The organism is Saccharomonospora iraqiensis subsp. paurometabolica YIM 90007 (assembly GCF_000231035.2).
Lineage (GTDB): Bacteria > Actinomycetota > Actinomycetes > Mycobacteriales > Pseudonocardiaceae > Saccharomonospora > Saccharomonospora paurometabolica.
Genome location: NZ_KI912238.1, coordinates 183933 through 195231 on the forward strand (window position 1 = coordinate 183933; position 11299 = coordinate 195231).

An 11299-nucleotide genomic window follows, 5' to 3' on the forward strand; every position below is an offset into this window, starting at 1 on the left:
TGGGCCGCGCCGCCGACGCCGTCGACTCGGGCGCCGCCGCCGACCTGCTCACCCGCTGGACCGCCCGGACCTGAGCCGCACGCCCACCCACCCGGCACCGGCCGTGGTTGTCGTGAAGGGCACTTTCCCTGCGCCTGTCGCGGTGACGGGCACATTCGCTGCGTGGGACGCAGGGAATGTGCCCCTCACGCGAAAAGCGGGGGTCCCGGACGTGTCCGGGACCCCCGCTCTCGACGACGGGCGGGCGGGTGTCAGTGGTGGCCGGGGCCGGTGTGGTACTCGAAGACCAGGCCCCCGATCGCGATGAGCAGGGCGATCCCGCTGAGCACGATGAGCCAGGTGTACATGAACGCCAGCCCGATGCCGACCAGGGCCGCACCGGCGGCGACGCCCACCGGCCAGTAGCTGCCCGGGCTGAAGAACCCGAGGTCGCCGGCGCCGTCGCTGATCTCGGCGTCCTCGTGGTCCTCCGGGCGCGGCTCGATGCGGCGCGCGACGAAGCGGAAATAGCTCCCGACCAGCAGTGCCAGCCCACCCGAGAGCAGCAGCGCCACCGTACCGATCGGCTCGACGCCGTCCCGCGTCATGGAACCGGTCAGCACCGCGTAGACGATCGCCACGACCAGGGCGAAGATCGCGACGATGTCGAAAACCCGGGCTTCCACCTTCATGAGTGTCTGTTCCTTCTCACTCGATCGCTACGGTCACGGCGCGCTGCCCGCGCTCAGCCGGACGCGGTGCGCAGCGTGCGGTCGGTCGCGAACGGACTGGTCGTCGTCGCGGTCGGGCTGCACAGCTGTTCGTCGCAGCCCTCACCCTGCATGACGGTCAGCGCCTCGGCGGCGGTGTAGGGCAGCCCGGTGTCCGGGTTCACCTGCGAACGCAGCTGCATGTAGCGGTCGTACTTGTCCGGGGACAGCGCACGGACCTCGAAGTTCATCATCGCGTGGTACGAGCCGCACAGCTCGGCGCACCGACCGACGAAGGCACCTTCCTGGTCGATGGTGTTCTGGAACGTGTTGTCCTGATTGTTCTTCTCCGGATGCGGCATCACGTCCCGCTTGAAGTGGAACGCGGGCACCCAGAAGGAGTGAATGACGTCCGTCGAACGGAGGTTGTACTCGATGGTCCGGTCGGTCGGCAGCACCAGCAGCGGGATCTCGCTCGACGTGCCGACGGTGTTCACCGGTTCACCCTCCGGGGTGGTCGTCGCCGGGTAGGCGAACTCCCAGTTCCACTGGAAGGCGGTCACGTCGACCTCGACGTCCGGCTCGTCCTCCTCGGCCAGCACGGAACTCTCCGTCACCGCCGTGAAGAAGAACAGCACGCACACCATGATGACCGGCACGACGACCACGAACAGTTCGAGTGGCACGTTGTACTGGAACTGCCGGGGCAGTGCCTCGGTGTCGCCCTTCTTCTTCCGGTGGAACGCGGAACTCCAGAAGATCAGGCCCCACACGATCGCACCGACGATCAGCGCCGCGACGACCGTCCAGGTCCACAGCATCCGCATGTCGTCCGCCTGCGGGGTGACCCCGTCCGGCCAGCCGAACCGCAGAATCTCCTCACCGGAACACCCGGTCGCCGTGACAGCGACGAGTCCCGCGAGCGCGGCCGTCTTGCCCACCCTGCCCCGCCGTGTCCGCGGGGTGCGCTCTGGAACGCCCACTGACGTGATGCCTCCTCGCCCGATCCGTTGCGACGCCTGCCGACTCTAGCCGAGACCCGGCGCGGCGGAGTCACCGCCTTCCCCGGCATACTTGCCCTCTACGACTTCGGCGGCGACGAACAAGGGGTGTGTGAGTAGGCGTGTGCGGTCTGCTTGGACTGGTGTGTGCCAGCGAGAACGACGCGGCCAGGGCCCGGTACGCGGTGGGCGGGGCACTGCGCTGTCAGCGACACCGCGGCCCCGATGAGTCGGACACGTGGGCCGACGCGGAGGTCGTCTACGGCTTCAACCGCCTCGCGATCATCGACGTCGACCACTCGCACCAGCCGCTGACCTGGGGTCCCGAGGACAACCCGACCCGGTACACGATCAACTTCAACGGTGAGATCTACAACTATCCCGAACTCCGCCGCGAGCTCGCCGACGAGCACGGTGCGACGTTCACCACAGAGGGGGACACCGAGGCGATCGTCGCGGCGTACCACCACCTCGGGCCGGCCGCGGTGGGGCGGCTGCGCGGGATGTTCGCGTTCCTGATCTGGGACTCCGAGCGCAAGGTCGTCTTCGGGGCGCGGGACCCGTTCGGCATCAAGCCGCTGTTCTACGCCTCCGGGCCGTACGGCGTGGCCTTCGCCAGCGAGAAGAAGAGCCTGCTGGAACTACTCGGCACCCTGGGCGCCACCGACGAGGTGGACGACACGGCCCTGCAGCACTACCTCGCACTGCAGTACGTGCCCGAGCCGGAGACGCTGCACGAGGGTGTCCGGCGGATCGAATCGGGCACCTCGTTCACCGTCGCGCCCGGCGGCGAGCTGCGGACCGAGCGCTACTTCTCCCCCGAGTTCCGGGCCACCCCGGTGTCCGGCCCATCGGGGGTGGCGGCGCTGCACGAGCGGATCGCCGAGGTCATGCGGGACTCGGTCGCCAAGCACATGCGTGCCGACGTCACGGTCGGCGCCTTCCTCTCCGGCGGGATCGACTCGACCGCCATCGCCGCGCTGGCCAAGGAGCACAACCCGAACCTGGTGACCTTCACCACCGGGTTCGAGCGGGAGGGCTACTCCGAGGTGGACGTCGCCGCCGAGTCGGCGGCCGCCATCGGGGTCGAGCACGTGGTGCGCACCGTCTCCGCCCAGGAGATGATGGACACCCTCCCGCTGATCGTGTGGTACCTGGACGACCCGGTGGCCGACCCCGCGCTGGTGCCGCTCTGGTTCATCGCGCGGGAGGCACGCAAACGGGTGAAGGTCGTGCTCTCCGGTGAGGGCTCCGACGAGCTCTTCGGCGGCTACACGATCTACCGCGAGCCGCTCTCCCTCGCCCCGTTCGAGAAGGTCCCCGGCGCCGTCCGCAGGCTCCTCGGGAAGGTCTCCTCGGCGATCCCCGAGGGCACGCGGGGCAAGGACCTCCTCCGCCGCGGTTCGCTGCCGCTGGAGCAGCGGTACTACGGCAACGCGCGGATCTTCCGGGACGACCAGCTGCGGCGGGTGCTGCGCACGTTCTCCCCGGAGGTGGGACACCGGGACGTCACCGCGCCCTGGTACGCCCTGTCCGAGGGCTGGGACCCGGTCGCCCGGATGCAGCACGTCGACCTGTTCACCTGGTTGCGTGGGGACATCCTGGTCAAGGCGGACAAGATGACGATGGCGAACTCGCTCGAACTGCGGGTGCCGTTCCTCGACCCGGAGGTGTTCCGGGTCGCGTCCACGATCCCGCTCGACCAGAAGATCACCCCGGAGACGACGAAGTTCGCGCTGCGCCGCGCCCTCGACGGAATCGTTCCGTCGCACGTGCTGAACCGCCGCAAGTTGGGCTTCCCGGTCCCGATCCGGCACTGGCTGGCCACCGACATGTACGGCTGGGCACGCGGGATCATCAACGACTCCGCCACCGAGGATCTGCTGGACAAGAACGCCGTGCTGGGACTGCTGGAGGAGCACCGGGCGGGCACGCTCGACCACAGCAGGCGGCTGTGGGCGCTGCTGGTGTTCATGCTCTGGTACGGCATCTTCGTCGAGGGCCGGATCAAGCCCGAGGTGCCGGAGCCGCACTACCCGGTCAAGCTCTGAAGCGTCACGACGTCTCCCCGGACGCCGTCGGCCGTTCGGCCGACGGCGTCGGTGTCGTCGGGCCCGACGACGCGGGCGGTGTCGCGTGGGCGAGGGGCACGATGTCGTGCCAGCGGTGGAAGACGTCGTCCGGGTCGAACTCCGCCTTGACGGCGGCCAGTCTGCGGTAGTTGTCGACGCCGTACCCGGCGACGATCCGGTCTGCTCCCTCGTCGCCGATGAAGTTGAGATAGACGTCCCCGGTGGAGAACGGACGCATGTCGGCGCACAGCGACCGTGCCCAGGTCCGGGCGCGCTCGTCGTCGGCGGGGTCGCTCCAGACACCGAACGGATGCACCGCCCAGGCCGCCTTCCGGTCGAATCCGGGCCACTCCCGCCCCCGTGCGACGGCACCACCCCAGGGGAACAGGATCTGCTGGGAGGCCGACGGCACGGGCATCTCGGGCGCGCGGGCGTGGAACCGGTCGAGCGCCGCGTCCGGCAGGTCCCGCAGGTTCTCGTCGGACCAGTAGTTGCGCATCCCCGGCGGATCGTCGAGCATCCGCTGCAGCTCGGAGTAGGGCACCTCACCCACGACCCGACCGTGTGGCTCGGCGTCCAGCAGCGGCGTGACGAACTCCCGCAGCGCCGACTCCGGCCCGGTGTAGGTGACGAGCACGGCACAGCACAGGGTGCCGACCAGCTCGTCCGGCACGAAGTCGTCGGGCTGGGCGGTGAGGTAGATCAGCCCGCCGCCCACCTCGTCCGGCGCGTCGGTCAGCAGGTCCCGGTAGACCCGGGCCACGGCGGGGCCGTCCCGGCCCGGCCACAGCAGCAGCGCGATCGAGAACTCGGGCAGCGGGTGCAGGGCGAACGTGAGGGACGTGGCGACGCCGAAGTTGCCCCCTCCCCCGTGCAGGGCCCAGAACAGGTCCGGGTGGGTGTCCTCGTTCGCGGCGACCAGCCTGCCGTCGGCGGTCATCAGTTCCACGGACAGCAGGTTGTCGCAGGCGAGGCCGAACCGGCGTTCCAGCCAGCCCGAGCCGCCGCCGAGGGTGAGCCCCGCGACCCCCGTCGTCGACACCCGGCCGCCGGTGGCCGCCAGGCCGTGTGGTTCGGTGGCGCGGTCGAAGTCCGCCCAGGTGGCGCCGCCCTGTGCCGTGGCGGTGCGGCGCACCGGGTCGACGGACACCTGGTCCATCGGCCGCAGGTCCACGACGAGGCCGCCGTCGGTCAGGCTCGCGCCCGCCACACTGTGTCCACCCCCGCGGACGGCGACCTCCAGTCCCTCCCGCCGGGCGAACGACACCGCCGTGGCGATGTCGGTGGGGTTCGCACAGCGTGCGATGACCCGTGGCCGCGCGGTCATCATCGCGTTGAAGATCGCGCGGACGTCCTCGTAGTCCGGGTCGACCGGGGTCACGACCCGGCCGTCGAGACGGGAGCGCAGGTCGTCCAGGGCGCGGGGATCGAGCAGGTCGTCGGTCATCACGGGCCTCCTTGCCGGGTTCACCGGCGGGGTCGCGACGACACCGGGTGGTGTGACAGCCCGCGCCGACGGATCGGCACCGTCCCGTCCACACACGAAAGCCCCCTGGCCCGGCCGCTGACACGGCCGAGCCAGGGGGCCACAATGCTGGTGAGAGGGGCCGGAACCCGCGCTCGCCGGAGCGTCGGGCTCAGCGGGCCCTCCGACTCAGTGGAACGAGTCGCCGCAGGCGCAGGAGCCGCCCGCGTTCGGGTTGTCGATGGTGAAGCCCTGCTTCTCGATGGAGTCCACGAAGTCGATCTCCGCACCCTGGACGTACGGGGCGCTCATCCGGTCGACCGCGACCTGCAGGCCGTTGAAGTCCCGGAACAGGTCCCCGTCGAGCGTGCGCTCGTCGAAGAACAGCTGGTACCGCAGACCGGCACAGCCACCGGGCTGGACGGCGATGCGCAGGTGCATGTCGTCGCGGCCCTCTTGTTCGAGCAGTCCCTTCGCCTTCGCGGCGGCGGCGTCGGTCAGGATGACGCCGTGCGTGGCTTCGCCGGCGTCGGCGGGGGTGTTGCCGGTCTGCTCAGCGGTCGTCATGACTCTCCCTCACGGTGTTGGTGCAGGCGGGTACCGAGTGCAACGCGAGCAGGCACCCGATCTGTTCCCGTCTCCCATGGTGACACATCTGCCGACCGCATGAACATCGACGGCGACCGCTGCCATATCCTGGTGCCCGTGAGGTTCCTGCGCCGTTCCGGCACCGACGAGGCCGACCCCACCGAGGTGGGTGACCACACCGAACCGGTCGACGACGACCCGGCCGCCGGGTCCGCCGCGTCCCGGGGCCACACCCCGGGCAAGGGTCGTCCGACACCGAAGCGCAGGGAGGCCGAGGGACGGCGCCGGGGACCGGTCGCCCCGCCCCCGCGGAGCACGCGGGAGGCGATCCGGCGGAACCGGGAGCTGCGGAAGAAGAACCCGGTCAGCAAGGAGGAGCGCCGCGAGGCCGCGCGGGAGCGCCGCGAGCGGATGATGGCCGGGGACGAACGGTACCTGCTCCCGCGGGACCGCGGCCCGGTCAAGGCCTACGTGCGCGACCTGGTGGATTCCCGGCGCAACGTGCTGGGCCTGTTCATGCCGATGGCGATCCTGGTGTTCGTGACGCTGCTGGTGCCGATCCCGGCGGTGCAGACCTACGCCACGCTGCTCACCACGGTCGTGCTGCTGCTCATGATCTTCGAGGGCTTCCTCAACGGGAGGCGGATCACCAAGGCGGCCCGGGAGAAGTTCCCCAAGGAGACGATCCGGGGCGCCTCGCTCGGCTGGTACGCCTTCGTCCGGGCGAGCCAGATCCGCAAGCTCCGCGTGCCCAAGCCCCGCGTGCGCCCCGGTCAGCCGATCGGCTGACGCACACCCGACAGCGCCGGACGGGCCGCGCACGGACCCGCGCCCGGTGGCGCACCGGGCCCGAGGCACCGGCACCCCACCGGGCGCGGGTCGTTCCTACCGCCTCCCGGTCACACCCGGAGGCGCGCCGGTCAGTGGAAGACGAACTCGGCGTCGGCCGTCTCCGAGGACGGGCACAGGAAGCTGCCGCCGGACTTCTCGATGGTGACGTCCGTGGCCGTGTAGGTCCGGGTGTCGCCCTCCCGCTGGGCCGTCAGTCCCTCGGCCTCGTACTCGCAGGTGATCCCGTAGGACACCACGGTGACGCTGATCAGGTCGGCGGTCGCGGTGCCCGCCGCGTCGTCGAAGCTGATCGTGGGATCGTTGTTCAGGGTCACGTCCTTGCTGCCGTCGCAGGTGGTGTTGGCGTTCACGCTGGCACCGTCGACGGTCAGGGTGTCCGGCGGGTTGCCGGTGGTGTCCGCGTCCGTCCAGCTGCAGGAGTCCCCGCCGGACGAGATCGTGCCGTCGACCTTCTGGTGATCCGCCGCGGCGACCCCCGCCGACATGCCGACACCGACGACCGCGCCCGCGAGAACGCCCAGGACCTTCGTGGAGAGCCGAGTCACTGTTACCTCCGTTGGTTCAGTGTTACCAGCCGGTAAGTGAGCTGGCCCATACAGAGAAACAGCAGTGTTTCCGGATGTCAACCGCACACATTCACGCTGTCACTCTTGGTGATCACTGCACGTGACCGGACCCGCGACGGTGTCCCCCACCGGTCGGTTGACCGACGAACGGACTCAGCGCGAGCACCTTCCTCCGCAACGCCGCGTGGCCACCGCCCCCGTCCGGAGACAGGGCCTGCGCGGCCGCGCGGAAGAACAGACCGACCACGAACTCCACATGGATGCGCCCGGCGGGAGTGTGTCCGGCCATGCCGTCGAACAGGGACGTCACCGACCGTTTCAGCCCGCTCGACCGGGCCCGCAGTTCCGGCACGGCCGCGCGCTCGGACACCACGAAGAGGTACCGGGCGCACTGTGGGTGTGCGTCCGCCCACCGCAGCACCGCCTCCGCCACACCGGTGAACCGGGCGGCGCAGTCGTGTCCGTCACCGGTCAACGCGGTGGCGCAGACCCGGTGGAGGTCGTCGGCCACCTCCTCGAACGCGGCCACTCCACAGGCGCGCACGCTCGGGTAGTGTCGGGTGAACATCCGAACGTCCGTCCCGGCCGCGTCCGCGAGCTCGTCGGCGGTCACCTCGAGCAGGGGCGTCTCCCCCGCGATCACCCGGACGGCCGCCCGCAGCCGGGCACACGCGGGACACTCGGCAGTGCTCGTGATCATTTCCGCAGAGTAACGGCCGCGTCACCCGCGGGAAAACTCCGAGAAGAGGTCACGGTGGACGACCGCGCAGGGCAACTCCCGCCCGGCCGACACGGCCTGTCCCGCGACTACGTCCACGACAACCAGCGCGCCCGCATCCTGGCCGCGACCGCGCGGGTCACGGCCGGGCACGGCTACCCGGGTCTGACCATCGAGCGGGTCATCGGCGACGCGGGTGTCTCCCGCAAGACCTTCTACCAGCACTTCCGCAACAGGGAGGAGGTCTTCCTCGCCGCCTACGACGACGCGGTGGCCCGGCTGACCGACCGGATCGCGGAGGCCGAGGCCACGCGCGGGGACGATTTCACCCGGAAGGTGCAAGCGACCCTGGACGCGACGCTGCGGTTCCTCGCCGAGCACCCCGATCAGGCGCGGCTCGTGGTCGTCGAGGTCCTGGCGGCCGGACCCCGGGCGCTGCGCCGGCGGCACGAGTCGCTGCGGACCCTGATCGACCTCGTCGACCGCGGCACGTGCGCGCTCGCCGAGCAGGAGGGGCTGCGCACTCCCCCGGCCCTCACCGCGGAGACCGTCGTCGGCGGCATGGTGGAGGTCATCTACAACCGCGTCGAGCGCGGAGAGACGGACACCCTGCCCACGCTGCTGGCCGACCTGGTGTACTGCGCGCTCCTGCCGTATGTCGGCCCGGATGCGGCCGCCGCCGAACACGGCAGGCTCACGGCCTCCCCCGACCGTGCGGACGCCACCCCCGGTACTTAGCCTTGCGAAAGATCGACGGCTAGACTCCGCGGCATGGAGTTTCGTCGACTCGGCCACAGCGGCCTCACGGTCAGTGAAATCGCGTACGGCAACTGGCTCACGCACGGTTCCCAGGTGGAGGAGGAACAGGCGCACGCCTGCATCCGGGCGGCCCTGGACGCCGGCATCACCACCTTCGACACCGCCGACGTCTATGCGAACACCGCCGCCGAGTCGGTCCTGGGGCGCGGTCTCGCCGGGCAGCGCCGGGAGAGCCTGGAGATCTGCACGAAGGTGTTCTGGCCGACCGGCCCCGGCGGGCCGAACGACAAGGGCCTCGGCCGCAAGCACATCATGGAGAGCGCCCACGCCTCCCTGAAGCGGCTCGGCACCGACCACATCGACCTCTACCAGGCGCACCGGTTCGACCACACCGTCCCGCTCGAGGAGACGATGACGGCCTTCGCCGACCTGGTCCGGCAGGGCAAGGTGGGCTACATCGGTGTCTCGGAGTGGGACGCCGAGCAGATCACCCGGGGCGCGGCGCTCGCGCGGGAGCTGAAGATCCCGTTCGTGTCGAACCAGCCGCAGTACAACATGCTGTGGCGGGTCATCGAGGAACAGGTCATCCCCACCTGTGAGCGCGAGGGGATGAGCCAGATCGTGTGGTCCCCGATCGCGCAGGGCGTGCTCACCGGCAAGTACCGGCCCGGCCAGGCACCGCCGGAGGGCTCCCGCGCCACCGACGAGAAGGGCGGCGGCGCGCGGACGATCGAGCGGTTCCTCAACGACGACGTGCTCACCCGGGTGGAGCGCCTGCGTCCGCTGGCGGACCAGGCCGGGCTCTCCCTCGCCCAGCTCGCCGTCGCCTGGGTGCTGCGGAACAACAACGTGGCCTCGGCCATCATCGGCGCGTCCCGGCCCGAACAGGTCCGGGAGAACGTCGACGCCGTGGGCGCCCGGCTGGACGACGACCTGATGCGGGCGATCGACGAGGAACTGGACGGGGTCGTGGAGCGCGACCCGGGCCACACCCGCAGTCCGATCCTGTAGAGGCGACCGGGACGGCTCACCCGGCCCGGAGTCCACCCACGGGGTCCGCCCCGGGGTGGTCCGGGTCGGACGGGTCGCTCCGGGCGGTCAGCACCCGCTCGGCGACGACGAGGTCGTGCCGGTAGGTGATCTTGATGTTGCGCGGGTCGCCCGGGACCCGGCGCACGGAGGTGGTGCCGAGGCGTTCCACGCACGAGGCGGTGTCGGTGCCGACGAACCCGTCCCGTTCGGCGCGCTCGTAGGCGTCGAGCAGCGGCGCTGCGGTGAATCCCTGCGGTGTCTGCATCCGCACCAGGTTCCCGGTGGGCCGGTCCAGGACCGTGCCGCCGTCCGGACTCACCGCCACGAGGTCGTCGGCGGGAAGACCGGGAACGGCGCCACCGTCCTCGCGGGCCGCCCGGAGGACCGTGGTGATCGTGTCGACCGTGACCAGTGGCCGGGCACCGTCGTGCAGCAGCACGGTGTCGACCGCGCCGGAGGCGATCCGCCCGGCGAGGTGGCGCAGCGCGCACAGCTCCGAGGCCTGTCTGCTGTCCCCGCCGTGCACGACCTCCACCGGGACGCCGGTCCCGTCCCCGTCCCGGAGCGGCGTGTCCCGCAGCACCTCGTCGACCAGGTCCGCGTCTCGGGGGCGGGTGACCAGCACGAGCACGCCGATCCCGGGGGTGCGGGCGAACGCGTCCAGCGACCAGGACAGCACGTGGCGCCCGCCCAACGGCAGATAGACCTTGTTCGTCGCGGACCCCACCCGGGACCCGGCGCCGCTGGCCAGCACCACCCCGGCCGCACGCCCCGGGTTCCCGGTCCGACCTCCCGCCATCCGCCCGAGCATAGATCCCCACCGTGCGGGGCCGCCGGTGTGCCCCGGTCTCCCGCCGGACGATCACCCGGGCCCGGCACTCGGTACCGTGGCGGTGTGTCCGACAACAGCGCGGCAGAGCGGGACGGTGCCACCCCCGGCGGGAACGGGATCGACGGAGACCGGGTGGACTGGGACGGGGCCACCGAGGGCGGAGCCACGGAGAGCGGGGCCACGGAAGACGGGGCCGCCGCGAACCGGCTCACCGAGGACGGGACCGCCGACGAATCCGTCCGGTTCGCCGACGTACCCGCCCGGTTCGCCCTCACCGATCCGCGGCCGTCCCGCACCCGGCCGCGCTTCGGCCGGCTGGAGGAACTCGGGTTCCTGCTCGCGACCTGCCGGGGGCAGCTGCCCCCTCGGCCGCCGCGGCACGTCCGGGTGGTGGTCCTCGCCGCCGACCACGGCATCGCGGCCCGGGGTGTGTCCGCGCGCGGACCGGGGGACACGGCACGCCGGTTCGACGCCCTGCTCGCGGGTGGGACACCGCTCGGCGTGCTCGTCGACGAGGCGGGTGCCGGTCTGCGCGCGGTCGACCTCGCGATCGAGCACGGTTCCGGCCCGTACCACGTGCGGGACGGGTCCGGGGCGATCGACGTGGAGGACGCTCTCACCGCGGCGGAGACCACGGCCGCGCTCCGGGGCGGGGCGGAGCTGGCGGACGCGGAGGTCGACGCGGGTGCGGACCTGCTGATCCCCGCCGACCTCGCCGTCGGCGG

At 71.3% G+C, this 11299-nt stretch carries 12 protein-coding genes; 5 read left to right on the top strand and 7 right to left on the bottom strand.

Features of this window, described 5'->3' with window-relative positions; genetic code table 11:
* Positions 1–251 precede the first annotated feature (251 nt).
* Together SACPADRAFT_RS0213100 and ctaC are read right to left on the bottom strand one after the other, a co-directional pair.
* On the bottom strand, positions 252–671 hold the full coding sequence (locus tag SACPADRAFT_RS0213100) for a cytochrome c oxidase subunit 4 (RefSeq protein WP_007024922.1): 420 nt from the start codon (positions 669–671) through the stop codon (positions 252–254).
* A gap of 53 nt (positions 672–724) precedes the next feature.
* A complete protein-coding gene (ctaC, locus tag SACPADRAFT_RS0213105) occupies positions 725–1672 on the bottom strand; it encodes an aa3-type cytochrome oxidase subunit II (RefSeq protein WP_007024923.1) in 948 nt (315 codons plus the stop codon).
* Between the two features lie 140 nt (positions 1673–1812).
* On the opposite strand from ctaC, the gene asnB reads away from it, so the two are divergent.
* Complete coding sequence (asnB, locus tag SACPADRAFT_RS0213110) at positions 1813–3741, top strand: asparagine synthase (glutamine-hydrolyzing) (RefSeq protein WP_007024924.1); 1929 nt, start codon at positions 1813–1815, stop codon at positions 3739–3741.
* Between the two features lie 4 nt (positions 3742–3745).
* Here the strand turns inward: asnB and SACPADRAFT_RS0213115 are convergent, their stop codons facing one another.
* Both SACPADRAFT_RS0213115 and SACPADRAFT_RS0213120 read right to left on the bottom strand, forming a co-directional pair.
* Positions 3746–5209, bottom strand: coding sequence for an FAD-binding oxidoreductase (locus SACPADRAFT_RS0213115; RefSeq protein ID WP_007024925.1), 1464 nt, complete (start codon positions 5207–5209; stop codon positions 3746–3748).
* 207 nt (positions 5210–5416) lie between these two features.
* Entirely contained in the window at positions 5417–5794 is a 378-nt protein-coding gene (locus SACPADRAFT_RS0213120; RefSeq protein ID WP_007024926.1) for a HesB/IscA family protein, read from the bottom strand.
* Positions 5795–5932: 138 nt separating this feature from the next.
* Between SACPADRAFT_RS0213120 and SACPADRAFT_RS0213125 the strand changes: the two genes are divergently transcribed.
* The gene (locus SACPADRAFT_RS0213125) at positions 5933–6604 is read left to right on the top strand and encodes a DUF3043 domain-containing protein (protein ID WP_028662440.1); all 672 of its coding nucleotides are present in this window, start codon (positions 5933–5935) and stop codon (positions 6602–6604) included.
* A 131-nt stretch (positions 6605–6735) separates the two neighbouring features.
* Here the strand turns inward: SACPADRAFT_RS0213125 and SACPADRAFT_RS0213130 are convergent, their stop codons facing one another.
* The gene (locus tag SACPADRAFT_RS0213130; protein WP_007024928.1) at positions 6736–7212 is read right to left on the bottom strand and encodes a hypothetical protein; all 477 of its coding nucleotides are present in this window, start codon (positions 7210–7212) and stop codon (positions 6736–6738) included.
* A 112-nt stretch (positions 7213–7324) separates the two neighbouring features.
* The gene (locus SACPADRAFT_RS0213135) at positions 7325–7933 is read right to left on the bottom strand and encodes a TetR/AcrR family transcriptional regulator (RefSeq protein ID WP_007024929.1); all 609 of its coding nucleotides are present in this window, start codon (positions 7931–7933) and stop codon (positions 7325–7327) included.
* A 54-nt stretch (positions 7934–7987) separates the two neighbouring features.
* Here SACPADRAFT_RS0213135 and SACPADRAFT_RS0213140 point away from each other — a divergent pair, with 54 nt between their 5' ends.
* Positions 7988–8689, top strand: a complete 702-nt coding sequence (locus SACPADRAFT_RS0213140; RefSeq protein ID WP_007024930.1) for a TetR/AcrR family transcriptional regulator — start codon at positions 7988–7990, stop codon at positions 8687–8689.
* A 33-nt stretch (positions 8690–8722) separates the two neighbouring features.
* Entirely contained in the window at positions 8723–9721 is a 999-nt protein-coding gene (locus tag SACPADRAFT_RS0213145; RefSeq protein WP_007024931.1) for an aldo/keto reductase family protein, read from the top strand.
* Positions 9722–9737: 16 nt separating this feature from the next.
* On the opposite strand, the gene SACPADRAFT_RS0213150 is transcribed toward SACPADRAFT_RS0213145, so the two are convergent.
* On the bottom strand, positions 9738–10541 hold the full coding sequence (locus SACPADRAFT_RS0213150) for an IspD/TarI family cytidylyltransferase (protein ID WP_084258419.1): 804 nt from the start codon (positions 10539–10541) through the stop codon (positions 9738–9740).
* A 96-nt stretch (positions 10542–10637) separates the two neighbouring features.
* On the opposite strand from SACPADRAFT_RS0213150, the gene SACPADRAFT_RS29915 reads away from it, so the two are divergent.
* On the top strand, positions 10638–11299 hold a 662-nt coding region (locus SACPADRAFT_RS29915), incomplete at its 3' end, for a nicotinate-nucleotide--dimethylbenzimidazole phosphoribosyltransferase (protein WP_007024933.1).